Origin of the sequence: Ornithinimicrobium jinqii (assembly GCF_045032595.1) — a bacterium.
In the GTDB taxonomy this organism is placed as follows: domain Bacteria; phylum Actinomycetota; class Actinomycetes; order Actinomycetales; family Dermatophilaceae; genus Ornithinicoccus.
In genome coordinates this window covers 44,713-68,160 of the sequence record NZ_JBJFZS010000003.1, presented here as the reverse complement: position 1 = coordinate 68,160, position 23,448 = coordinate 44,713, and the positions used below count along the sequence as shown (strand labels likewise).

Annotated in this window: 23 protein-coding genes; 9 read left to right on the top strand and 14 right to left on the bottom strand. The window is 72.1% G+C overall.

The features are described 5' to 3' along the window. Window positions 1-2: 2 nt before the first annotated feature. A complete protein-coding gene (locus tag ACI3ET_RS01115; protein WP_405031070.1) occupies window positions 3-494 on the top strand; it encodes a helix-turn-helix domain-containing protein in 492 nt (163 codons plus the stop codon). Then, the gene (locus ACI3ET_RS01110; RefSeq protein WP_405031068.1) at window positions 495-1,706 is read left to right on the top strand and encodes a tyrosine-type recombinase/integrase; all 1,212 of its coding nucleotides are present in this window, start codon (window positions 495-497) and stop codon (window positions 1,704-1,706) included. A gap of 24 nt (window positions 1,707-1,730) precedes the next feature. Here the strand turns inward: ACI3ET_RS01110 and glnA are convergent, their stop codons facing one another. Beyond that, window positions 1,731-3,155 (bottom strand): type I glutamate--ammonia ligase, encoded by a 1,425-nt coding sequence (glnA, locus tag ACI3ET_RS01105; RefSeq protein WP_405031067.1) that lies wholly within the window; start codon window positions 3,153-3,155, stop codon window positions 1,731-1,733. A 111-nt stretch (window positions 3,156-3,266) separates the two neighbouring features. On the opposite strand from glnA, the gene ACI3ET_RS01100 reads away from it, so the two are divergent. Next, complete coding sequence (locus ACI3ET_RS01100) at window positions 3,267-3,695, top strand: RDD family protein (protein ID WP_405031065.1); 429 nt, start codon at window positions 3,267-3,269, stop codon at window positions 3,693-3,695. 36 nt (window positions 3,696-3,731) lie between these two features. Here ACI3ET_RS01100 and ACI3ET_RS01095 read toward each other — a convergent pair whose 3' ends face one another. Beyond that, complete coding sequence (locus ACI3ET_RS01095) at window positions 3,732-4,433, bottom strand: hypothetical protein (protein ID WP_405031064.1); 702 nt, start codon at window positions 4,431-4,433, stop codon at window positions 3,732-3,734. A gap of 217 nt (window positions 4,434-4,650) precedes the next feature. On the opposite strand from ACI3ET_RS01095, the gene ACI3ET_RS01090 reads away from it, so the two are divergent. Continuing rightward, window positions 4,651-5,796 carry a sensor histidine kinase gene (locus ACI3ET_RS01090; RefSeq protein WP_405031113.1) on the top strand — a complete coding sequence of 382 codons (1,146 nt, stop codon included), beginning with the start codon at window positions 4,651-4,653 and terminating at the stop codon, window positions 5,794-5,796. Then, window positions 5,793-6,488, top strand: a complete 696-nt coding sequence (locus ACI3ET_RS01085) for a response regulator (protein WP_405031063.1) — start codon at window positions 5,793-5,795, stop codon at window positions 6,486-6,488. Before ACI3ET_RS01090 ends, ACI3ET_RS01085 begins: the two co-directional genes overlap by 4 nt. Before the next feature lie 15 nt (window positions 6,489-6,503). Here ACI3ET_RS01085 and ACI3ET_RS01080 read toward each other — a convergent pair whose 3' ends face one another. The 5 genes from ACI3ET_RS01080 to lipB all read right to left on the bottom strand — a co-directional run bounded on the left by ACI3ET_RS01080 (window position 6,504) and on the right by lipB (window position 11,243). After that, a complete protein-coding gene (locus tag ACI3ET_RS01080; protein WP_405031061.1) occupies window positions 6,504-7,286 on the bottom strand; it encodes a DUF4191 domain-containing protein in 783 nt (260 codons plus the stop codon). Window positions 7,287-7,291: 5 nt separating this feature from the next. After that, window positions 7,292-8,353, bottom strand: a complete 1,062-nt coding sequence (gene lipA, locus ACI3ET_RS01075; RefSeq protein ID WP_405031060.1) for a lipoyl synthase — start codon at window positions 8,351-8,353, stop codon at window positions 7,292-7,294. Window positions 8,354-8,485: 132 nt separating this feature from the next. Then, window positions 8,486-9,457, bottom strand: a complete 972-nt coding sequence (locus ACI3ET_RS01070; protein WP_405031059.1) for an ABC transporter permease subunit — start codon at window positions 9,455-9,457, stop codon at window positions 8,486-8,488. Then, window positions 9,454-10,482, bottom strand: coding sequence for an ABC transporter ATP-binding protein (locus ACI3ET_RS01065; RefSeq protein WP_405031057.1), 1,029 nt, complete (start codon window positions 10,480-10,482; stop codon window positions 9,454-9,456). Before ACI3ET_RS01065 ends, ACI3ET_RS01070 begins: the two co-directional genes overlap by 4 nt. 113 nt (window positions 10,483-10,595) lie before the next feature. Then, the gene (gene lipB / locus ACI3ET_RS01060; RefSeq protein WP_405031055.1) at window positions 10,596-11,243 is read right to left on the bottom strand and encodes a lipoyl(octanoyl) transferase LipB; all 648 of its coding nucleotides are present in this window, start codon (window positions 11,241-11,243) and stop codon (window positions 10,596-10,598) included. A 194-nt stretch (window positions 11,244-11,437) separates the two neighbouring features. Between lipB and ACI3ET_RS01055 the strand changes: the two genes are divergently transcribed. After that, on the top strand, window positions 11,438-13,186 hold the full coding sequence (locus ACI3ET_RS01055) for a serine/threonine-protein kinase (RefSeq protein ID WP_405031054.1): 1,749 nt from the start codon (window positions 11,438-11,440) through the stop codon (window positions 13,184-13,186). 10 nt (window positions 13,187-13,196) lie between these two features. Here ACI3ET_RS01055 and ACI3ET_RS01050 read toward each other — a convergent pair whose 3' ends face one another. The 3 genes from ACI3ET_RS01050 to lpdA all read right to left on the bottom strand — a co-directional run bounded on the left by ACI3ET_RS01050 (window position 13,197) and on the right by lpdA (window position 17,657). Next, the gene (locus ACI3ET_RS01050) at window positions 13,197-14,174 is read right to left on the bottom strand and encodes a TIGR01777 family oxidoreductase (protein WP_405031053.1); all 978 of its coding nucleotides are present in this window, start codon (window positions 14,172-14,174) and stop codon (window positions 13,197-13,199) included. Window positions 14,175-14,178: 4 nt separating this feature from the next. After that, on the bottom strand, window positions 14,179-16,188 hold the full coding sequence (locus tag ACI3ET_RS01045) for a 2-oxo acid dehydrogenase subunit E2 (RefSeq protein WP_405031052.1): 2,010 nt from the start codon (window positions 16,186-16,188) through the stop codon (window positions 14,179-14,181). Between the two features lie 89 nt (window positions 16,189-16,277). Beyond that, entirely contained in the window at window positions 16,278-17,657 is a 1,380-nt protein-coding gene (gene lpdA, locus ACI3ET_RS01040; protein ID WP_405031051.1) for a dihydrolipoyl dehydrogenase, read from the bottom strand. A gap of 143 nt (window positions 17,658-17,800) precedes the next feature. Between lpdA and ACI3ET_RS01035 the strand changes: the two genes are divergently transcribed. Next, entirely contained in the window at window positions 17,801-17,980 is a 180-nt protein-coding gene (locus ACI3ET_RS01035) for a DUF5302 domain-containing protein (protein WP_405031050.1), read from the top strand. A 95-nt stretch (window positions 17,981-18,075) separates the two neighbouring features. On the opposite strand, the gene ACI3ET_RS01030 is transcribed toward ACI3ET_RS01035, so the two are convergent. Beyond that, a complete protein-coding gene (locus tag ACI3ET_RS01030; protein ID WP_405031049.1) occupies window positions 18,076-19,596 on the bottom strand; it encodes a leucyl aminopeptidase in 1,521 nt (506 codons plus the stop codon). Window positions 19,597-19,669: 73 nt separating this feature from the next. On the opposite strand from ACI3ET_RS01030, the gene gcvT reads away from it, so the two are divergent. After that, entirely contained in the window at window positions 19,670-20,776 is a 1,107-nt protein-coding gene (gcvT, locus tag ACI3ET_RS01025) for a glycine cleavage system aminomethyltransferase GcvT (RefSeq protein ID WP_405031048.1), read from the top strand. Window positions 20,777-20,784: 8 nt separating this feature from the next. Here gcvT and ACI3ET_RS01020 read toward each other — a convergent pair whose 3' ends face one another. After that, window positions 20,785-21,276, bottom strand: a complete 492-nt coding sequence (locus ACI3ET_RS01020; RefSeq protein ID WP_405031047.1) for a helix-turn-helix transcriptional regulator — start codon at window positions 21,274-21,276, stop codon at window positions 20,785-20,787. Between the two features lie 400 nt (window positions 21,277-21,676). On the opposite strand from ACI3ET_RS01020, the gene ACI3ET_RS01015 reads away from it, so the two are divergent. Continuing rightward, window positions 21,677-21,877, top strand: coding sequence for a hypothetical protein (locus ACI3ET_RS01015; protein ID WP_405031046.1), 201 nt, complete (start codon window positions 21,677-21,679; stop codon window positions 21,875-21,877). 120 nt (window positions 21,878-21,997) lie between these two features. Here the strand turns inward: ACI3ET_RS01015 and ACI3ET_RS01010 are convergent, their stop codons facing one another. Both ACI3ET_RS01010 and ACI3ET_RS01005 read right to left on the bottom strand, forming a co-directional pair. Then, window positions 21,998-22,567 carry a bifunctional adenosylcobinamide kinase/adenosylcobinamide-phosphate guanylyltransferase gene (locus tag ACI3ET_RS01010; RefSeq protein WP_405031045.1) on the bottom strand — a complete coding sequence of 190 codons (570 nt, stop codon included), beginning with the start codon at window positions 22,565-22,567 and terminating at the stop codon, window positions 21,998-22,000. Window positions 22,568-22,718: 151 nt separating this feature from the next. Continuing rightward, complete coding sequence (locus ACI3ET_RS01005) at window positions 22,719-23,387, bottom strand: DUF937 domain-containing protein (RefSeq protein WP_405031044.1); 669 nt, start codon at window positions 23,385-23,387, stop codon at window positions 22,719-22,721. Between the last annotated feature and the right edge of the window lie 61 nt (window positions 23,388-23,448).

Here is a 23,448-nt window from a genome sequence, read left to right as displayed (position 1 = left end):
GCATGGAGAGACTCCCGGAGAACCTGGGTGACAGCCCTGACGAGGCGTCGGATCGTGCGCTGGCGAGGCAGAAGCAGCTGGGCGATCGTGTCAAGCAGCTGCGCAAGTCCAGGGGGTACACGCAGGCTGAGCTCGTCGAGCGCCTGCGGCCCTATGACGTGGAGATGCACTCCACCACCTTGGCGAAGCTAGAGAGCGGAGGACGACCGACGACGGTGCACGAGGTCTGGGCCCTGGCCAGCGTCCTGGGGTGTGAGTACACCCGCCTCCTGCCCGCCCCCCTGGGCCCCGGTGAAGACGGTGCCCTGGCTGCGGCGAAGGAGGCCGTGGAGTTGGCGCAGGCGAGGGTCGATGACCTGGACCAGGAGTACTCCGCGGCGGGACAAGCACTCGCCCACGCCGTGCTCGAGCTCCGAGCTGCGGAGGCCGCGAGAGACGAGCAGGCCCGGCAGTACCTGATCGCACTCGGCCGGAGTTCGGCGGAGCGCAGTTGAGTGGACAGCATCCAGAGCGCGGCGGAGGCCCATGGAGGGCCCCCTCCTGCGGCGCGGCGGGAGGGAAGGCTTAAGTCTAGAAGAACACCGGGTTCGAACTACGTCGAGGACCGCTGGCACGTCACCAAGGACGGTGAGCGGGTCAGGTCCAGTCGCTACGGCCAGGGCAGGCGCTGGCGTGCCCGCTGGGTCGACCCGGATGGGGACGAGAAGTCCGAGGCGTTCGAACAGAAGGTCAAAGCGCAGCGGCACCTCGCACAGATGACCGCCAGCATTCAGACGGGCTCCTACGTCGACCCGGCCGTCTCCAACGTGACGGTGAGGGAGTGGTGCGACCGCTGGCTACAGGGGTATGCGGGCCACAGGTCGTCTACCGTGCGCTCGGCCCGGACTCACATCGCGCTCATCAATCTGGAGTTCGGCGGGATGCGTCTGCACAGCGTCAAGCCGTCGCACGTCAAGAGGTGGACGTCGAAGCTCCAGGCGGACGGCCGAGCACCCTCGTACGTCTACGCGGTCTACCGCCGGTTCGCGCAGATCATGGGGGACGCCGTGCACGACGACCTCATCCGGAAGTCGCCGTGCTCGCGGAGGACCGCGCCACAGCAGGGCGGCCAACGTCCCTACGTCGCCACGACGGTTCAGGTTTGGGGCCTCTACGAGGCCTTCCCCGAGCACTTGCGCCCTGCGGTTCTGCTTGGCGCGTTCGTCGGTCTACGTGTCGCGGAGGCTGCTGCGCTGCGGGTCGGTGACGTCGACTTCTTGCGGGGGATCGTGTCCCCGGCAATCCAGTACCCCCGGGAGCCGCTGAAGACCGAGACCTCTCGCACGCCGGTCCCGATCCCCAACGACCTCGCCCTCCTCCTCACCGCCAACGTCGAACGGTTCCAGGGGTCGACCATCGTGACCAACGAGATCGGTCACCCCGGCACCCCGTGGGCGATCGAGCGGGCAATGCGGGTGGCCAGGTCCCAGGTCGACGGCTTGCCGCCGGAGTTCCGCTTTCACGACCTCCGGCACTACTTGGCGAGCCTGCTCATCAACGCAGGCCTGGACGTCAAGGTCGTCCAGCACCGGCTGCGGCACAAGAACGCGACGACGACGCTCAACGTCTACGGGCACATGTTCCCGGACGCGGACGAGTCCGCACGGTCGGCCATCGCTGCTGTTCTGGCGTCCCGTGCGGACTCGTTGCGGACCACTGGGTCCTGACAGGTCGCTGACCTGCGAGGTCGGTCAGATGTCGAAGTACATCTCGAACTCGTGGGGGTGCGGGCGCAGCCGGATCGGGTCGATCTCGTGGGTGCGCTTGTAGTCGACCCACGCCTCGAGCAGGTCCTCGGTGAAGACGTCGCCCTCGGTGAGGTAGGCGTGGTCGTCCTCGAGCGCGTCCAGCACCTCGGGCAGCGAGGTCGGCAGCTGGGCGATGCCCTCGAGCTCCTCGGGGGGCAGCTCGTAGAGGTCCTTGTCCACCGGCTCCGGCGGCTCGATGCGGTTGCGGATGCCGTCCAGGCCGGCCATCAGCTGCGCGGCGAACGCCAGGTAGGGGTTGGCCGAGGGGTCCGGCACGCGGTACTCGATGCGCTTGGCCTTGGGGCTGCTGCCGGTGATCGGGATGCGGACGCAGGCCGAGCGGTTGCGGGCCGAGTAGACCAGGTTGATCGGCGCCTCGAATCCCGGCACCAGACGGTGGTAGGAGTTCATCGAAGGGTTCGTGAACGCCAGCAGCGAGGGGCCGTGGGAGAGCAGGCCACCGATGTACCAGCGCGCGATGTCGGACAGACCGCCGTAGCCGTTCTCGTCGTAGAAGAGCGGCTCGCCGTCCTTCCACAGGCTCTGGTGGGTGTGCATGCCGGAGCCGTTGTCGCCGAAGAGCGGCTTGGGCATGAAGGTCGCCGTCTTCCCGGCGGCCCAGGCGCTGTTCTTGATGACGTACTTGAACTTCATCAGGTCGTCGCCGGAGTGCAGCAGCGTGTTGAAGCGGTAGTTGATCTCCTGCTGGCCGGCGGTGCCCACCTCGTGGTGCGAGCGCTCGACGTCGAGGCCGACGGAGTCGAGCTCGAGGCACATGCGGTCGCGGATGTCGGCGAAGTGGTCGACCGGGGGCACCGGGAAGTAGCCGCCCTTGTACCGGGTCTTGTAGCCGCGGTTGCCGCCCTCCTCCGCGCGGCCGGTGTTCCAGGCCGCCTCCACGGAGTCGATGTGGTAGTAGCCGCCGGAGGGGCCGGTGGAGAAGCGCACGTCGTCGAAGACGTAGAACTCGGCCTCCGCTCCGAAGTACGCGGTGTCGGCGATGCCGGTGGAGCGCAGGTACTCCTCGGCCTTGCGGGCGATCTGTCGTGGGTCGCGCTCGTACGGCTCGTCGGTGAAGGGGTCGACGATGGAGAAGTTCATGATGAGCGTCTTCTCCACGCGGTACGGGTCCACGTAGGCCGTCTGCGGGTCGGGGATGAGCTTCATGTCGGACTCGTGGATCGACTTGAAGCCGCGGATCGAGGACCCGTCGAACATCTGCCCGGTGTCGAACGCGTCCTGGTCGAACGATGCTGCAGGGACGTTGAAGTGCTGCATCACCCCGGGGAGATCGCAGAACCTGATGTCGATGAACTTGATGTCCTCGGCCTTGATGAAGGCGAAGACCTCCTCCGAACTGCTGAACATGCTGCCTCCTAGTGGGACCCGTCACTGGTCGTCGCCGACATTACGCGCCGGCGGTTTCCGCTCCGTCACCTGGTTGTTTCGACGGTGTTACGCAACGTTAGTCTGATCGGCGTGACGTCGACTCCCTACCAGGGCCAACGGCTCGGGCTGCCCCCCGAGGGGAGCGGAGCCGTCGCCCCGCTCGGCCGCCGGCTCCTGGCACTCCTCGTGGACTGGGTGCTCTGCCTCCTGATCGCGGTGGGCGTCTTCGGTATGGAGTGGGGCGAGGTGAGCGGGACCGACTCGATGGTGCCGCTCGCCGTCCTCTTCGTCGAGCACGCCGTGCTCGTGGCCACCATCGGCGCGACCGTCGGGCACCGGCTGCTCGGCATCCGGGTGGACTCGCTCGACCGGGGCGACGTCCCGACGCCCCCGCCGCTGCTGCGCTCCACGGCCCGCGCCGCCCTGCTCTGCCTGGCCGTGCCGGCGCTGATCATGGACGCCGACGGCCGCGGCCTGCACGACAGGGCAGCACGCACGGTCGTCGTCCGCGCGCGCTGACCGGGACCGGACCCGACGGCACGCTGACCGCGCACGTCAGACCACGACCCGCTCCGGGCTCGGCGCGGTGGCCTCGACCGCGGTCTCCCAGTGACCGACCGACGATCGGTGCACGACGACGGCGAGGGTGCCGAAGATGACCAGGTAGAGCAGCCCGGAGAGGTAGGTGGACCACTCCGACACGGCACTGCCGGCGAACTCCACGACGATCCAGGCGACGATGGCCGGTCCGACCCAGCGCGGGCCGAGGCGGCCACGCCACAGGGCAGCGGCAAGGACGAGCATGCCGAGGACGGTGCCGATGAGCCCGAGGGCCATGAACGGCAGCGCCGTGCCGCTCTCCACGTCGGTGAGCACGGCGGCGTGGGTGTCGACGGAGCCGAGGTCCCGGGCCATCGAGAGCATGACGAGGTTGACGCCGCCGTAGACGGCGTGGCCGAACGCCTGCAGCCCGACGAGCGCACCGGCGACCAGGGCGAGTACGGGCACGCGGTTGCGCAGCAGGTGGGCCACACCCACCGCACCGACGCCGACGAAGAGCTGGGCGGCGACCCAGGTCAGGGCCGACAGCGTCGCCGTCGCCGGAGCTGCGCCGATCGCCCGCAGCCGCTCGGCGTGGTCGCCGGCGAGGTCCGGCATCGTGGCGATGCTGACGACGGTCGTGACGGCGCCGGCAGCCAGGGCGGTCGCGACGCCGAGCCGCGTGAGCCGGGCTGGGGTGAGGGGCGGTGCAGCCATGGTGCGTCTCCTTGCGGTGGGTGGTCGACCACGTCGGTCGACCTGCTCCGACGCTAGGGAGGGCGGAGGTCGCGGGGGATCGTCCGCCCGGCCTGGACCGAGCCCTCCCCGGACGGGCCGTCGGCGCACGGCATACCTCTCTGGGGTGGGTGCCCTGTCGACCGCAGGATGACGACATGTGTCGGTGCGCGCCCCTAGATTGGCTCTCGTGACGACCATGACCAGGGCCAGGTGGGCGGTCGACGTCGTCCTGGCGCTGGTGGTGGCGGCCGTCGGGCTGCTGGAGATCTGGCTGCCGATGGAGTCCGTCATGGGCGAGGGGTCGCCGGTCGTCAGCACGATCGGCGTGCTCACGTTCGCCGCGCTGCTGACCCAGCGGCGCGCGCGGCCGTGGGTGGCGCTGGCCGCGTTCGCCGTCTGGCCGCTGCTGGGCACGACGCAACGGGGCGACATGCAGGTGCTCTTCTTCGGCCAGCTGGTGCCGGTGATGGTGCTCGTCTTCTCGCTCGCACGCCACGGGCCGGGCCGGCTGCGCTGGGTCTCCGGCGTGTGCGGGGTGGTCTTCGTCACCGTCGCCGACCTGTTCATCCCCCTTCTGCAGACCCCCAACGAGCTCATCTTCCACTGGGGCGCGATCACCCTGTCCTACCTGCTGGGCCACGCCCTGCGCGTGTCCAACGACCGGGTGGCGGCCGAGGCGGTGCGTGCGCACGAGGCGGAGAGCCGCTCGCGCGAGCGCGCTCAGGCGGCGATCTCGGAGGAGCGCGCGCGGATCGCGCGCGAGCTGCACGACATCGTCGCCCACTCGGTCGGGGTGATGGTCGTGCAGGCCGGGGCCGCCCAGCAGGTCGTGGAGGAGGACCCCGAGTTCGCGCGTCGGGCGCTGGGGACCATCCGCTCGACCGGGTCCGGGGCGCTGGCCGAGATGCGGCGTCTCGTGGCGATGCTCCGCGACACCGAGGTCGCGCACGACCTCTCGCCGCAGCCGGGGATCGCCGCGCTCCCGGACCTCGTCGAGGCAGCCCGCGGGGCTGGGCTGGAGGTCGACCTCGAGGTGACCGGCGAGCCTCCGAGCCTGCCCGCCGGCCTGGACCTCACGGCATACCGCATCGTGCAGGAGGCCCTGACCAACGTGCGCCGTCACTCCACGGCGACGCGCGCGCAGGTCGCGATGGACTTCGGTCCGGGCGAGCTGGAGATCCGCGTGACCGACGGGGGGCCCTCGCGGATGCGGGGCGGCGAGCCCGGGCACGGTCTGCTGGGGATGCGGGAGCGGGCGGCGCTGTTCGGCGGTCAGGTCGAGACCGACGCGGGGGAGCGCGGGTTCACCGTGCGTGCGGTGCTGCCGCTGGAGCGGGTATGACGCAGCGCACCGGGACCGTCGCGTCGCCCCCGGCGCCGACCTCGGTCGTCGTCGTCGACGACCAGGAGCTGGTGCGGATGGGCTTCCGGCTCATCCTCGAGCGCGCCGGCTTCGACGTGCTGGGGGAGGCGGGCGACGGCCTCGAGGCGGTGGAGGTCGTGGGCACGCTGCGGCCGGACGTCGTCCTGATGGACATCCGGATGCCCCGGCTCGACGGCGTGGAGGCCACCCGGCGGATCACCCGGCTGATCCCCCCGGTGCCTCGTGTCCTCGTCCTGACGACCTTCGACCTCGACGAGTACGTCTACGAGGCCGTCCGGGCCGGTGCCTCCGGCTTCGTGCTCAAGGACGTGACGCCGGAGGACCTCGTGCACGCCGTGCGGGTGGTCGCACGCGGCGAGTCGATGCTGGCGCCGGCGCTCATCGCCCGGCTGCTCGCGCAGTTCACCGCGCGCCCGCCGGCCGGCGGCCCGCCCGAGCAGATGGCCGACCTGACCGAGCGCGAGCTCGAGGTGGCGCGCCTGGTGGCCCAGGGCCTGTCCAACGCCGAGATCGGCGGTCGGCTGTTCCTCAGCGAGGCGACCGTGAAGACGTACGTCTCACGGCTGCTGACCAAGCTGCACCTGCGCGACCGCGTCCAGATCGCCGTGCTGGCGTTCCAGAGCGGGCTGGTGCAGGTCGGCGACGAGTGACGCGGGTGTCGCGGGTCAGCGACCGCGCAGCGCGCGGCGGCTCATCCGGGGTGCGCGGCTGGGGTCCATACCGGCGGGGACCGGGGCGCGGTTCTTGCCGAGCGCCTTCATCCGCTGCTGCACGACCATGGCCTCGTCGTTCGACAGCTTCTTGGGCAGGCCCTTGATCTTCTTGACGACCCCGCGCAGCGGCACCTGGCCCTCGCCGCTCCCGACCGTGATGGTGTGCACCGGCACCTCCTCGCCGACCACCCGCGCGACGCGCTTGCGCTCGGCGGTGAGGAGGCGCTGGGCCGGACCCTTGGGGCCCTCGGCGAGCAGCACGACGCCGGGGCGGCCGACGGCGCGGAAGACCATGGCCGCGTTGTGCAGGTCGCGCATGCCGCGCATGGTGCCTCCGGCCTCGGCGGCCACCGGCTCCTGGTCGTAGAACCAGCCGCGACGGAGCTGGCCGAGCACGGCCGAGGTGGCGCCGGGCTGTCCCTCGATCTGGGCGAACGCCGCCCGTTCGGCACGGCGGCCGAGGATGAGCACCGCCACCAGCACCGCCAGCGGGATGCCGAGCACCATGACGTAGACCAGCTGGTCGACGAGGACACCGACGACCACGGCCACGACGAGCACCGCCAGGGCGGCGAGGAGCATCCACCAGACCGCGGCGGGGTCGGCCTTGCGTGTCATCGCGAAGACCTGCCGGATCTGGGCGAACCAGCCCGGCTTGCTGCGGTCCTTGACCTTCTTGCGGCGGCCGAAGAGGCCCTTCTTCGGCTCCGGGGACGCGCTCGTGCTGCTCGACATGAGGATCAGGATACGTGGGCGACAGGCGTGCCCAGGCGCTCGTCGGCCCCCAGGCCGGCGGCGAGCAGCGAGCTGGCCTCCTGGCGCGCGGGGACGGCGGCCTCGGCCTGCTCGGCGAGGTGGCTGAGGTGCTCCGGCACCGGGCGGCCCCAGCGCTTCATCGCCTGGGCGTAGAGCTTGCCGGCGCGGTAGGAGCTGCGCACGAGCGGACCGGCCATGACGCCCTTGAACCCGATCTCCTCGGCCAGGTCGGACCAGTGCACGAACTCCTGCGGCTTGACCCACCGGTCGATCGGGTGGTGCAGCGGCGAGGGCCGGAGGTACTGCGTGATCGTCAGGATGTCGCAGCCCGCGCCGTGGAGGTCGTGCAGCGCCTGCTCGATCTCGTGCTCCTCCTCGCCCAGCCCCAGGATGAGGTTGGACTTGGTGACCAGCTCGGCCTCGCGCGCCATCGACAGCACGCGCAGCGACTTGTCGTAGGTGAACGCCGGACGGATCTGCTTGAAGATGCGAGGGACGGTCTCGAGGTTGTGGGCGAAGACCTCCGGGCGCGCGTCGAAGACCTGCTGGACGAGCTCGGGGACGGCACCGAAGTCCGGCGGCAGGATCTCCACGCCGGTCGTGGGGTTGAGCTCGTGGACCTTGCGGATGACCTCGGCGTACAGCCAGGCGGCCCCGTCGGGCTGGTCGTCGCGCGCGACCCCGGTGATGGTCGCGTAGCGCAGCTCCATCTGCCGGATCGACTCCGCGACCTTGCGGGGCTCCTCCATGTCCAGGGCGCGCGGCCTGCCGGTGGCGATGTCGCAGAAGTCGCAGCGCCGGGTGCAGATGTCGCCACCGATGAGGAAGGTCGCCTCGCGGTCCTCCCAGCACTCGAAGATGTTGGGGCACCCCGCCTCCTGGCACACCGTGTGCAGGCCGCCGCCCTTGACCATCGACTGCAGCTCGCGGTACTCCGGCCCCATCTTCGCGGTGGTCCGGATCCACGACGGCTTGCGCTCGATGGGCGTCTCCGCGTTGCGGGCCTCCACCCGCAGCAGGCGGCGTCCCTCCGGTGCGACGGTCACAGGGTTGCTCCTTCGTCGGGGGTGTGGGCGCGTCCACGCGCACCGCACCAGCCTAAGCCTGCCCTGCGGGTATGCCGAAACGCCCGTCGCGCGGGTCGGGCCAGGCGGGCGGGGTCGGGGTCTGGGCTCGGGTCAGTCGACGTCGGCGGTGCGGAAGCGGAACCAGGCAGCGACCGTGACGACCACCAGGACGACGCCGATGACGACGGCGCCGTGCGTCAGGCTCAGCGTCTGGGTGACCTCGCGGCAGCCCTCCATCCGCTGGCAGTCGGTGTAGGTGGACCAGCTCGTGCCGTCCTGGACCCAGGCCCCGATGTTGCGGGCCAGGCCGTAGCGCGGGACCCAGCCGAACATCGAGCCGATCATGCCCTCGACGAGCACGAGGTAGCCGATCATCAGCCCGAGCACGACCCCCGTGTGGCGCACGAGGAAGGCGGCCGCGGCCCCGAACGCGCCGGCGACCATGGCCAGGACGGCGATCCGCACCGCCATCCACAGCGTCGAGGACCAACCGTCGGCGCCGAGGGCGGTGTCCAGCTCGAAGATGCGGTAGACCAGCGTCACCCCCAGCCAGACGACGGCCAGCCCGACCAGGGTCATCGGGAGTGCCGCGAGCGCCGGGGCGAGCAGCTTGCTGACGAAGACGGGCGTGCGACGGGGCACGAAGGTCAGCCAGGTGCCCATCGTCCGGTGCGCGAACTCGGCGGCGACGGCGGTCGAGCCCATCGCCAGGGCGAGGAACATCACCGGGTAGGCCATCCCCTGCAGCGCGTAGCCCAGCTGCTCGGCCAGGGAGGGCAGCTGGCCGTAGAACTCCTCGATGGTCGGGACCTGCCAGTCCGCGCAGCCGTAGTCGATGGACGCGTCGCCGCTCTGGCGCCGGTCCTGGTCCTGCATGCGCAGGCACTCCTCCTGCTGGAACTCGCTCTCCTCGACCATGCGCTGGTAGTCGCTGTCCCCCCCGGCGCGGGCGGCGTCGATCTGACGCGCCTGGGAGAAGATCCCCGCGACGCTGACGAGGGACACCGCGACGGCGCCGAGCAGCGTCAACCAGACCACCTTGCGCGCGACCAGCCGCCGCAGCTCGACCACCAGGAGCCTCATCGCGCCTGCTCCTCGGTCGGTGAGGGCGGTTGCGCCGGTACGGGCAGCCCCTCGTCGCGGGTGAGCTCGAGGAAGATCTGCTCCAGCCCGCGACGGCTGGGCACGAGCCGGTTCACCCAGAGGCCCTGCTCGCCGAGCAGCCGCGAGATCTCCGCGGGCTCGGCCCCGGTGACGATGAGCAGACCGCTCTCCTCGGACGCGTCATACCCGAGCCCCTCGGCCGCGTCGTGCCCGTGCGGCCTGGCCTGCCACTGGGCGACGAACCCGGCGTCGCGCAGGATGCGCACGGCAACGCCGGGGTAGCGGACGCCGACCTCGACCGTCTCCCCTCCGCCGCCGATCAACCCGGCGACCGAGCCCTGGGCCAGCATCTGGCCGCGGCCGATGATCGTCACGGTGTCCGCGATTTGCTCGACCTCGGAGAGGATGTGGCTGCTCACCAGGACCGTGCGGCCCTCGTCGGCGAGGCGGCGCATGGTCTGGCGGATGTCGGAGATGCCGGCCGGGTCCAGGCCGTTGGTGGGCTCGTCGAAGATGAGCAGGTCGGGAGACTTGAGCAGGGTCGCGGCGATCGCCAGGCGCTGCTTCATGCCCAGGCTGTAGGCGCCGAAGTGGTCGCGTCCGCGGGATCCGAGGCCGACCTCGTCGAGCACCTCGTCCACGCGGCGGCGGGGCGTCCCGATGCCCTCGGCGAGGAGGGCGAGGTTGCGCTCGCCGCTGAAGGTGGGGAAGAACTTGGGCGCCTCCACGATCGCTCCGACGCGTCCGACGACCGCCGGCAGCTTCTCGGGTACCTCGGTGCCGAAGATGCGCATGGTGCCGCCGTCGGCGCGCGTCAGACCGAGCAGCATCCGGATGGTCGTGGTCTTGCCCGAGCCGTTGGGTCCCAGGAAGCCGTGCACCCCTCCCGCCGGCACCTCGAGGTCGAGGTTCTGCACGGCCACCCGCCGACCCCGGACCGTGCGGAAGGTCTTGCGCAGCCCACGGGTGGCGATGGCCAGCCCGTCGTCGGCGACAGCGCTCATCGTGCTCCTCATCCGCCGACCGGCATGGTCGATCCCCTGGGGTCAGTCAACACTGCGTAGGTGTCGCCGAGGCGACAGGTGTTGCAGCGTGTCGCGGGTCGGGCGGTGGCGGGTCAGACGGTGACGGCGACGGGGTCGAGCACGCGCTCGAGGTGCTTCGTCGCGAGGGGCAGGACCTCGGCGACCGTCACGTCGCGCCCCAGCTCCAGGGAGAGGGAGGTGACGCCGGCGTCGGCGATGCCGCACGGGACGATGGTGTCGGCCCAGCGCAGGTCGCAGTCGCAGTTGAGGGCGAAGCCGTGCATGGTGACGTCCTGGCTCACGCGGATGCCGATCTGGCCGATCTTGCGCTCCGGGCGGGAGCCGTCTGCGCGCAGCCAGACGCCCGAACGGCCCTCGACGCGGCCGGTCTCCACCCCCAGGTCGGCGCACACCCCGATCATCATGTCCTCCAGCCGGCGCACGTGGGCGACGACGTCCACAGGGTTGGACAGCCGCACGATCGGGTAGCCCACCAGCTGTCCCGGCCCGTGCCAGGTGATCTTGCCGCCGCGGTCGACGTCGATGACCGGAGTGCCGTCGAGAGGGCGTTCGTGCGCCTCGGTGCGCTTGCCTGCGGTGTAGACCTCGGCGTGCTCGAGCAGCAGCACGGTGTCCGGCAGCTCGCGCGCCACGACCCGTGCGTGCACGGCCCGCTGGTGCTCCCACGCCTGCTGGTAGTCCACGTAGTCGGGTGCCAGCCCGAGGTGCTCGAAGCGCATCTCGCCACTGTAACGCCGCCCCGTCCCCGGGCCGGACGTCAGACCGATCCACGTGGTGGCTCGGCCGTGCATCGACGGCCACGGCCGGCCCCACCAGCACCGGCCTGTGGACAACTTCTGCGAGGGGCGCGTGGCCGGTGGCACGGTGGAGCTGCCGCCGATCGCTGCGGCAGTCTCGACGGGAGGAGCGCACGGTGGGGTCGGGAGCGAGGCGGGAGGCGCCGGCGCCGGCGGTGCCCGGGTATGAGGTGCTCGGGCCGCTCGGGGTCGGCGCGAGCTCGACGGTCTGGCAGGCGCGGAGGCGGGCCGACGGACTCGTGGTCGCCCTCAAGGTGCTCGACCCTGCGGGTGGGGACGTCTCCGCAGGACTGCGCGAGGCAGGAAGGCTGGCGCAGGTGCGGCACCCGCACGTGCTGCACCTCTACGACGTGCTCGCCCTGCCCGACCCGCTCACGGGTCGCCCCGCGACGGTGGCGCTCGCCGTGCAGCTCGCGCTGGGCGGCTCGCTGGCGCAGGTGCTGGGTCGACGCCGCATCCTGTCGGCCGGCGAGGTGGTCACGGTGCTGCAGCCGGTCGCTGACGCGCTGACGACCCTGCACGCCGGGGGACTGGTCCACGGTGACCTCTCGGCCGGCAACATCCTCTTCCGGCACGACGGTATGCCGGTGCTCGCCGACCTTGGCGCCAGCCTGGTCACGGGGGTGCCCGGGGGCGACCCGCAGGGGACCGGGGCGTCGTCGGGGCTGGTGGCCCCGGAGGTGGTGGAGGGGTTCTCGCCCACCCGCGAGTCGGACGTCTACCAGGTGGGAGCGATCGCGTGGTGGTGCCTGGCGGGGGAGCCGCCCGGCCCGGCCTACGCTCGCGGTGACCTGGACGCGCTCGCTCCCGGCCTGCCGGACGGACTCACGGACCTGGTGCGCCGTGCGCTGGCGCCCGAGCCCGAGGATCGTCCGGACGCCGAGGAGCTGGCGCTGGGTCTCATGGCCTCCGCCGCGCCCGAGCCGGTCGAGGTCGCCCCCGACGCGGACCCGGTGGACGGGCTCACCGAGAGGCTGCGAGGACGTGCCCGCTGGAGGGCAGGTCGGGACGTCGAGGCCACCGCCGCCGCCCCCGCCGCCGGCGGTGGCGACGGCGGCGACGGCGGCGGCGGCGGCCGCGGGTCGACGAGACGTCTGTCGACCCCGGGATCCCATCGGCCGGGTCGGGTGGCGCGTGTGCGCGCAGCCTCCCAGGGCGAGGGCGGTCTCGACTCGGTGCTGTCCACGGCCCTCGTGGTGTCGGCGGTGGTCGTCGCGGTCCTGGTCGCCGTGCTGGTGTGGCCCGGGCTCCAGCCGTTCGACCGGGAGGCCGCTCCGGCTGCGGAGCGGGGTCAGCCTGTCGCGACGGGCATGGCGACGCCGACGGCGTCCGCGGAGGCACAGGCGAACGCCCTGCCCACGCGGTCGGATGAGCCGGGGCAGGTCACTTCCGGGTCCGGTTCGTCGGCGGGGACGGCACGGTCCGAGGAGGAGGCGGTGGCGGACGAGGCGGCTGCGAGCACCGAGCCGGGGCCCGACGACGACCGGGTGCGGGCCGCGCTGCAGAGGCTGGTCGACGGTCGCGGCGAGGCGTGGGAGAGCGCGGACGAGGCGGAGCTGATGGGTGTGATGGCCGAGGGCTCACCGGCACTGCACGCTGAGCGCGGGTGGCTGGCGGAGCTGCGTTCTTCGGGCGTGCGCTACCCCGACGTGACCTTCAGGGTCGAGGACGCCACGGTGGTCGGTCGGACGGAGGACCGGCTCACCGTCGACGCCACGCTGACCCGGGCGGCGTTGTCCGGGGTGGACGAGGAGGGGGAGCTCCGGGCGGGCCACCCGGTCGGGACGGAACGCGTGCGGCTGGTGCTCGCCGCCGGCGACGACGGGTGGCTGCTGTGGTCCTGGGCGGAGCCGGGGGGCTCGTGACGCCGGCGGCTCAGTCTCGACCGGCGGGTGCCGCCTCGCGCTGCGCGTGCCCGAGCCAGGTCATCGCGGTCGACAGGTCCTCGTGGTCCCAGGAGAAGCCGGCCTCCGAGAGCACCTGCGGCAGCACCCGCTGGCTGGCCAGCACCATGTCCTGGGCGAGCTCGCCGAGCCCCAGCCGGAGCGCGAAGCCGGGCGCAGGCAGCAGTGTCGGGCGGTGGAGCTCGTCACCGAGGGCCCGCACGACGTCGGCCTGGGTGTCGGGGTGGGGACCGGTGAGGTTGACCGCACCGGTGAGAGAGGGGTGGTCGACGAGGAACGTCAGAGCGCGGGCGTGGTCGTGCAGCGTGATCCAGGACCAGTACTGCTTGCCGCGCCCGAGGGGACCGGCGAGCCCGAACCTGGCCAGCAGCATCAGCCGACCCAGGGCGCCCCCGCGCGGTGAGATGACGATGCCGGTGCGGAAGTGCACCACTGAGGCGCCCGCCCGCTCGGCGGGCCACGTCGCGGCCTCCCAGTCGCGGCAGAGGTTGGCCAGAAAACCGTCACCCGGGTCGCTCTCCTCGGTGAGGACGTCGTCACCGCGGTCGCCGTAGTAGCCGACGGCAGACGACGAGAGGAGCCGCGGACGCGTGTCGGGGGCGCACGCAGCCACCGCCCTGGCGATGGTTCCGGTGCTCTCCAGCCGTGAGGAGACGAGCAGCCGCTTGCGCGCGTCGCTCCAGCGCTGGTCGCCGATGCCGGCCCCGGCCAGGTTGACGACCGCGCTCACCCCGTCGAGGGCGGCCGGGTCGAGCTCGCCGCCGGGCGACCACTGCACCTCGCGCACGCCCGGCTCTAGACCGCCGGACGCGCGCGGGGCGCGGCGGACCAGGTGGACCACTTGGTCGCCGCGCCCGCGGAGTGCTGCTGACAGGGCAGAGCCGATCAGGCCGCTGGCGCCGTTGATGGCGACCGTGCGGCCGGTGGACGAGGGGACCGGCTCCGTCATGGTCTCAGACCTCGAACTGACCGTCCTCGATGCGCGCCTTCATCGTGCTCAGGAAGCGAGCCGCGTCGGCACCGTCAACCACGCGGTGGTCGTAGGACAGCGCCAGGTAGACCATGTCGCGGATCGCGATGGTCTCGCCGCCGTCCTCGTCGACCACGACGACAGGACGCTTGACGACCGCGCCCGTGCCGAGGACCGCCACGTTGGGCTGGTTGATGATCGGCGTGTCGAAGAGCGCACCGCGCGAACCGGTGTTGGTCAGCGTGAACGTGCCGCCGGCCAGCTCGTCGGGCGTGACCTTGTTGTCGCGGGTACGCGCAGCCAGGTCGGCGATCTTGCGGGCCAGCCCGGGGATGTTGAGGTCACCGGCGTCCTTGATCACCGGCACGAGCAGGCCGCGCGGGGTGTCGACCGCGACGCCGAGGTGCTCGGAGGCGTGGTAGACGATCGAGTCGTCCTCCACGCTGGAGTTGACGATCGGGTGCTCCTTGAGCGCCTCCACCGCAGCCAGGGCGAAGAACGGCATGAACGAGAGCTTGGTGCCCTCGCGGCGTGCGAACTCGTCCTTGACCTTCTTGCGCAGGCGGGCCACCTTCGTGACGTCGACCTCGATGACGGTGGTGAGCTGAGCGCTGACCTGCAGCGACTCCACCATGCGGCTGGCGATGACCTTGCGCAGGCGCGTCATCTTCTCGGTGGTCCCCCGCTTGGACTGCGCGTCCGAGCTGGCCGGCTGGGCGGAGGGGGCCTGAGCGGGCGGGGCCTGCGCAGCGGCAGGAGCCTCGGCCGGCTTGGCCTCGGCTGCCTTCGTCTCGGCTGCCTTCGTCTCGGCTGCCTTCGTCTCAGCTGCCTTCGCCTCCGCTGCCTTCGCCTCAGCGGCCCTGGACTCCTCGGCCTTGGCGGCGTCGAGCACGTCCTGCTTGCGGATGCGGCCACCGACACCGGTGCCGGTCAGCGTGGACAGGTCGATGCCGTGCTGCGCCGCGAGCTTGCGGACCAGCGGGGTGACGTAGGCGCTGACGTCCTGGCCACCGGCCGGCGCCGCCGGGGCAGAGCCCGCGTCGGTGCCGGGGGAGGAGCCCTCGGGGACGTCCTTGTGGCTGGTGGTGCCGTTCTCGTCGGACATGGTGCCCAGGCCCACGGCCTCCTCGGGCTCCTGGGTCTCGTCCTTGCTGGCCTCGCCGGTGTCGGCCTCGGTCACGGACTCCTGCGCCGCCTGCTCCTGGACCTCCTGCTCCTCGCCGAGGTCGCTGTCGGCGTCGGCCGCGGCGTCTTCCTGCTCGGCCTCGGCCTCGGCCGGGGCGCTCTCGACCGGGGCGCTCTCGGCAGGAGAGCTCTCAGCCTGACCGCCGGCCTCGCCACCGATGAGCGCAAGATCGCCGCCGACCGGGACGACGTCGTCCTCGGCGGCCAGGATCTTGGTCAGCTTGCCGGCGACCGGCGACGGGATCTCGGTGTCGACCTTGTCGGTGGAGACCTCGAGCAGTGGCTCGTCGACCTCGACGTCGTCGCCCTCGGACTTCAGCCAGCGGGTGACCGTGCCCTCGGTGACCGACTCGCCCAGCGCGGGCATCGTCACGGTCTCACCACCGCTGACCTCGCCACCCGAGGAGGCGGGCTGCGCCGCGGGCTCCTCGGCCGGCTCCTCGGCCGTCTCCTGCGCGGGCTCCTCGGCGGGCTCGGGCTCCTCTTGCGCGGGCTCCTCCTGCTCGGGCTCCTCGGCGGGCTCCTCGCTGGCGGCAGCGTCGCCCCCGGAGGAGTCACCGGAGGACTCGGACGCGTCCCCGACGACGGCCAGGTCACCGCCGACCTCGACGGTGTCGTCCTCCTGGGCGAGGATCTCCAGCAGCACCCCGGACACCGGCGACGGGATCTCGGTGTCGACCTTGTCGGTCGAGACCTCGAGCAGAGGCTCGTCGACCTCCACGGTGTCGCCGACATTCTTCAGCCAACGGGTCACGGTCCCTTCGGTGACGGACTCACCGAGGGCCGGCATCGATACGCGTTCCGACATGTCTCTTGTCTCTCCTCGTCCGGGGATTGGAAGTCTACGGGTCTTGGTGTGTTCGGGTAGGTCGAGCCAGGGCGAGTCCCGGTCGGGTCTCAGCCGTGCGCGTGCAGCGGCTTCCCGGCCAGCGCGAGGTGGGCCTCGCCGAGCGCCTCGTTCTGCGTCGGGTGGGCGTGCACGAACGCCGCGACGTCCTCGGGCAGCGCCTCCCACCCGACGATGAGCTGCGCCTCGCCGATCTGCTCGCCCATGCGGGCGCCGACCAGGTGGATGCCGACGACCGGTCCCTCCGGCCCGGACCGCACGAGCTTGACGAAGCCGGCGGTGCCGAGGATCTGGGACTTGCCGTTGCCGCCGAGGTTGTACTCGTAGGTGCTGACCCCGTCGCCGTGCCGTTCCCTCGCCTGTGCCTCGGTCAGCCCGACCGAGCCGATCTCGGGGTCGGAGTAGGTGACCCGCGGCACGAGGATGTCGTCCACCGGCACGGGCTCCAGCCCGGCGATGTCCTCGGCCACGAAGATCCCGTGGGCGAAGCCGCGGTGCGCGAGCTGCGGCCCGGGCACGATGTCGCCCACGGCCCGCACGCCGCCGACGTTGGTGCGCAACCGCTCGTCCGTGGGCACGAAGCCCCGGTCCACGCTGACTCCGGCCTCCTCGAAACCCATGCCCTCCGTCCGCGGACCGCGCCCCACCGCGACCAGCAGCAGGTCCGCCTCCAGCACGTCGCCGCCCTCGAGCTCGACCCGCACGACCTCGCCGTCCTGGGTGGCGGAGGCCACCTTCACGCCGGTGCGGCTGGTGATGCCGCGCTTGCGGTAGGCCCGCTCGAGCACCTTGGACACCGCGACGTCCTCGCCCGCCACCAGCCGCTCGAGCGCCTCGACGATCGTCACCTCGGCGCCGAAGCTGCGCAGCACGGAGGCGAACTCGACGCCGATGACGCCGCCGCCCAGCACGACCACGCGCCCCGGCACGTGGTCGAGGGACAGCGCCTCGTCGCTGGTCATGATCCGGCCGCCGATCTCGATGCCGGGGAGGGTCCGGGCGTAGGACCCGGTGGCCAGGACGACGTGCGTGCCGGTGAGCTCGCGGTCCCCGACCTGGACGGTGCTCGGCGAGGTCAGCCGCCCCTCACCCTCGACGTAGGTGATGGCGTCAGCGGCCTTGACCAGCCCCTGCAGCCCCTTGTAGAGCCGCCCGACCACCCCGTCCTTGTAGGAGTGGACGCCCGCCATGTCGATGGAGTCCAGGGAGGTGTGCACGCCATACCTGGCCCCGTCCCGCGCGGTGTCCGCGACCTCGGCGGAGTGCAGCAGCGCCTTGGTGGGTATGCAGCCCCGGTGCAGGCAGGTGCCCCCGAGCTTGTCCTTCTCCACGAGCGCTACGCGCTGGCCCAGCTGGGCGGCGCGCAGCGCGCACGCGTAGCCCCCGCTGCCGGCACCCAGGATCACGATGTCGTACGTCTCGGTCGGCATGGCGGCAATCCTGCCACCTCACGAGGACCGGGCGCCGAGCGGGGGCGGGAGGGTCCGCCGCCCGCGGGGCGAAATCTTGGTGCGGGTGCCGGTGGGACGTGCGAGAGTGGTGGCATCTGACCCCGAAGCAAAGGAGGTGGCCTATGAACGACAATCCGGCCACGGACGACGTCAAGGCCAAGTTCCGTGAGGCTCTGGCCAAGAAGCAGGCCCACGCAGGCACTGACGTGTCGGACCACTCCGAGCACGGGAAGGTCGCGGGCTCGTCCGAGGCGAAGTCCTCGGCGACCCAGCAGATGTTCCGGCGCAAGAGCGGCGGCTGACGAGCCCGTCCAGGCGGACGCGAGGGGCACCGACCACGGGATGTGGACGGTGCCCCTCGTGGGTGGGCGGGCGCGCGCAGGCGTCGCCCGTCCGCTCAGCCGGCCAGGTCGCGCGCCAGCGCCACGACCGCGCGCACCCCGGCGCCGGTCGCCCCCTTGGGCTGGTAGCCCCAGGGGGTCTTCTCGTTGAACGCCGGCCCGGCGATGTCCAGGTGCGCCCACGGGATGACCGGGGCGTCGTCGCCCTCGCCGCGGCGCCCGACGAACTCCTGCAGGAACGTCGCGGCGACGCTGGCGCCGGCCGAGCGCTCACCCGTGTGCTTGAGGTCCGCGACCGGGGTGTCCAGCGTGGGTCGGATCTCCTCGGGCATCGGCAGCGGCCAGGCGGTGTCACCAGCCTCGTTGGCCAGCCGGGTGACCTTGGCGATCAGCTCCTCGTCGTTGCCCATGACGCCCAGCGTGCGCTCGCCGAGGGCGATGATGCACGCCCCGGTCAGGGTCGCGACGTCGACGATCGCGTCGGGCTCCTGCTCGGAGGCCAGCACGAGGCCGTCGGCCATCACCAGGCGACCCTCGGCGTCGGTGTTGATGATCTCCACGGTGCGGCCGCCGCGCATGGTGACCACGTCCCCGGGGCGCTGGGCGAGGTCCCCGGTCATGTTCTCCGCCAGGCAGAGGTATGCCGTGACCCGGACCGGGAGGCCGAGCGCGGCGATCGCCTCGACGGCCGCGGCGCAGACGGCGGCCCCCGCCATGTCCATCTTCATCGTCACCATCGAGGCCCCCGGCTTGAGGCACAGACCGCCGGAGTCGAAGGTGATGCCCTTGCCGACCAGCGCCAGGTGGGTCGTCGCGCCCTCGGGCGCGTAGCGCAGGGTGACCAGGCGCGGGCCTCGGCCGGAGCCCTGGCCGACGCCGAGGATGCCGCCGCAGCCCTCCTGCTCGAGGCGGGCCGGGTCCCAGACCTCGGTCTCGACCGCGTCGGAGAGCCGGCCGGTGACGGTCTCGGCGAAGGACTCGGGGTAGAGCTGGTTCGGCGGGGTGTTGACCAGGTCGCGGACCCAGCGGACCGCCTCGGTCACGGCGACGGCGTCGGCCGTGGCAGCCTCGACCTCGTCGGCGGAGACGCCGGTGACGACGGCCTCGCCCAGCCCCGGCCTGGTGCTCGCCGCCTTGCCGACGCCGTGGTACTCCACGAACGTGTACGCGCCCAGCGCCGCGCCCTGCGCCACGGCGGCCGCCTCCTCGGGACCGGACTGGCCCAGCGCGAGCACCGCACGCCCACGACCGGCCAGCGCCCTGGAGCCCACACCCGCCGCACGCCGGAGCCGCTCGGCGCGGCTCGCCCGGCCGGACGGCATACCCACGACGACGACGAGGCCTGCGGACACGCCGGGCACGCCCACCAGGCGGGTGGCCTCCTCGGCCCCGGCCTCGGCCCCGAGGGCGGCCAGCGCCTCCTCGACGTGGCCCGCGGTCTCGGCGTCGAGCCCGTGGTCGGCGACGAGGCGGACCGCGCCGTCGTTCTTCGTCGCGGCGACGACCAGGGCGTCGGCCTCGATGGATCCGGGGGCCTGGTCGGTGAGGGTGATGGTGGTGCTGCGGGGGTCGCCCATGAGCGTGCGGTCCTTCTCGAGGTCTACAGAGTCCCCACGAGACTAGGCCAACGGTGTCCCCTACGCTGACGGCATGACCGACATCACGACGAAGACGTCGCCGCTCGACGAGAAGCACACCGCGCTCAGGGCCAAGATGGCCGACTTCAGCGGGTGGTCGATGCCGATCGAGTACCCCGGCGGCGGGGTCGTCGCCGAGCACACCGCGGTGCGTGAGCGGGTCGGGGTCTTCGACGTGTCGCACCTGGGCAACGCCCGCGTCACGGGACCGGGCGCGAAGGACTTCGTCAACCGGTGCCTGACCAACGACATCGACCGGATCGAGCCCGGCAGGGCGCAGTACACGATGTGCTGCGACGAGGAGGGCGGCGTGGTCGACGACCTCATCGTCTACCTGCGCGGTGACGACGACCTCTTCCTCATCCCCAACGCGGCGAACACCGCCGAGGTCGTGCGGATGCTGGGGGAGGCCGCGCCCGAGGGTGTCGTGGTGGAGAACGTGCACGAGGACTACGCGATCCTCGCCGTCCAGGGACCCCGGTCCGACGACGTGCTGGAGGCGGTGGGCCTGCCGGCCGGGCACGACTACATGAGCTTCGTCGACGCGCGCTGGCAGGACCGCGACGTCACGGTGTGCCGCACCGGCTACACGGGGGAGCGCGGGTATGAGGTCGTCTGCCGGGTCGAGGACGCGTCGGCGGTGTGGGACGCGATCGTGGCGGCGATGGAGCCGTTCGAGGGGCTGCCGTGCGGGCTGGGCGCGCGCGACACGCTGCGGACCGAGATGGGGTATGCCCTGCACGGGCACGAGCTGTCCCTCGACATCACCCCGGTGATGGCCCGCTCCGGCTGGGCGGTCGGCTGGAAGAAGGACGCGTTCTGGGGCAAGGAGGCCCTCACCGCGCAGCGGGAGGCCAAGGGGTGCCGCCTGGCCGGTGGCCTGCTCGTCACCGGCCGCGGCATCCCCCGGGCCGGGTATGCCGTGCTCGACGCCCAGGGTGCGCCCGTCGGCGAGATCACCTCGGGCACCTTCTCGCCGACGCTCAAGCAGGGCGTCGCCCTCGCGCTGCTGGACCGGTCCGTCGCCGAGGGCGACGAGGTGGTCATCGACGTGCGCGGCCGGCAGATCGCCGCGGCCGTCAAGAAGCCGCCGTTCGTGCAGGGTGGCGCCAGCGCCTGACGGAGATGTCAGACCGTCTGCTTGCTGGTGACCAGCGTCAGCATGGCGGCCGTACGGCTCTGCACGCCGAGCAGGGCGTAGGCGTTCTCGAGGTGCTTTCGCACCGTGTTCTCGGAGATCCCGAGCCGACGACCGACGTGCTTGTTGGGCATCCCGAGGGCGACCAGCCTCAGGATCTCCGTCTGGCGCTCCGTCAGTGACGCGAGGGGGGACCGCGCCCGGCCGACGACCGTCGCGGCCAGAGGCTCCCGGAGGTGAGGGAGCAAGAGCTCGACCAGGGTCGACTCCCGCGGTCCGAAGACCGGACCGGACTCGCGGACGACGAGAACGCGCCAGGAGCGCCCGTTGCCGCAGGGGTAGCCCAGGGCGATCTCGTCGACGTTGTGCAGGCACTCGGTGTTGGCGGGGTGCCGGGCCCACTCCACCTGCCCGAAGTGCTGGCTGATCCGAGACCCCCCGGCTCGCCGGTCCGGTCCACCTGGCTGCACGGCAGCCGCCACCAATGCTCGGCCAGCACGTCCGCCCCGGGCGCCGACCCGCCCGCGAGCTCCGTCGGGTCGACCCAGATCTCCCGCTCCCCGTGGGCGACTGCTTGGACGTGCGTCTGGCTGAGGTGCGTCTGCCGCGACGGCATCACGAGGAGCTCCTGGAAGGACAGGTTGTCGCAGCCGAGCACGGCAAGGTCCTGGCCGGGGTACTCAACTCGTCCGTCGGGTCCTCCTGGGACGTCGTTCCTCAGGATAGGTCCGGGATCGGGAGCGCCGCTGTACGCGGAACGTCGTACTGCGCGGAACGTCGGATTCCGCCGCGGGACGCACGGATGGACCGTGGAGGTGCGGGACAACCTCATCACCCGGACGGTGGGTCCGGGAAGGGGCCTTTCCACAGAGAGTTGATGAGATGGACACACAGATGCACACCCGGATGCTCGCAGCTGCGTCGGCGGGACTCCTGTTCGGCGTCCTCGCCGTGGCGGGAGTCTCCGCTCACGCGGGCGGCGAGGTGGTCACCAGCAACCACGTCACCGCCCAGGGATGTGGTGGCGGCCCGGAAGGTGGCGTCGGCACGTGGTTCGGCCACGCTGCCCACGCCGCGGAGTGACCTGGCCGACGATCGTCGCGGCAGGGGAGAGACCGCAGTCCCGGACCGAAGGGTCCGGGACTGCGGTCTGTCCGACGGCCGTCGGCGCGCGGGTGCACGGGCGGCGGGCCCCCTGCCAGGTCAGCGCTGAGCCGCCCAGGTGCCGACCACGGGGGCGGCGCTGAGGTCGAGGACGCGACCGCCGACGATGGCGTGCACGTGCTGGGAGACAGCCGAGACGCGCTGGTTGACGTGCGCGAGCAGGTCGGCGTAGAGGCGCTCGCGGGGGTCGTCCAGCTGCCGGACCCAGGCCGGGTCGTGCGAGACGGTGACGACGTCGACCGGGACCGCGCGGAGCGCGAGGGTGAACTCGTCGACGAGGTCGTCGATGACCTGTCGTGCCCGGTGCTGGTCGGCCCAGAGGTCGTTCTGGTCGAACTGGCCGAGCACCCACGACGCGAGGTCGTCGACGACGACCGGCTGCCGCGAGGACAGGAGGGCGCGCGTCAGGTCGAGTGTCTCCACGGTGCGCCAACCCTGCGGGCGGCGCTCCTGGTGCCGGGCGATGCGGGACGTCAGGTCGGGGTCGGCAGCCGGGTCAGGCGTCACGCAGGTGGCGACGAAGGTCACCTGGGGGTGCGCCTCGAGCAGCGACTGGGCGTGTCGAGACTTTCCGCTGCGCGGGCCCCCCAGGACCAGGGTCGTCGTCATCGGCAGGTCTCCTCGTCACAGGCGGTGCACACGGGTTCGCCCGGGCCAGCAGGGTCGGCACGCGGGACGGGGGCCAGCATAGCGACACCCGCTGAGGTGCCAGGGGGCCGGTCAGCGGGTGCCGCGGGGTCTGCGCGGTCCCGGGGGATCGTCAGCGGCGTCCGCCGAGGATGCCGCCCAGCACGTCGGTGAGGATGCTGCCGCCACCCCCGGTCGACCGCTGGCCCGTGGCGCCGCCGAGAGCCGAACCGAGCACGTCCTGCAGGATCGAGCCCATGTCGGCGCCGCCCTGGGGGGAGGCCTGCCCCTGGGGCGCGGACTGGGCGTCGGGGAACAGCTGACCGCCGGTGCCACCAGCGCCGGTGCCACCAGCGCCGGTGCCACCAGCGCCGGTGCCACCAGCGCCGGTGCCGGCATCGCTACGACCCGCGCCACCCATCTGCTTGGCCAGGTAGGACATCACGATCGGGGCCAGGATCGGGAGCAGCTTGCGGACCAGGCTGCTCGTCTGCGCGCCGCTCAGGCCGCCGAGCTGGTTGACGACCGCGTCGGTGTTGCCGCCGAAGACGTGACCGACGATCTTCTCTCCGTCGGTCGTGTCGACCCGGTCCAGGGACACGTCGTCCGCGAGTCCGTCGTCGTGCTTGCTCAGTGCGCCGAGCAGGGAGCTGGTGCCCTCGGGCGTCTGGGCGTTGGCGGTCAGGCCGGCGAGCAGCGCGGGAAGTGCGGTCTCGACCGCCTGCCGCGTCGTCGCCTCGTCCTCGCCGACGGCCTTCGCGAGCTGGTCGGTGGGGATCGCCTTCATCAGCTGGTCGTACATGGTCAGTTCTCCTGTCGTCCGGCCTCACGGTGAGGCCGTCGCTCCTGCGAGCGTAGGACAC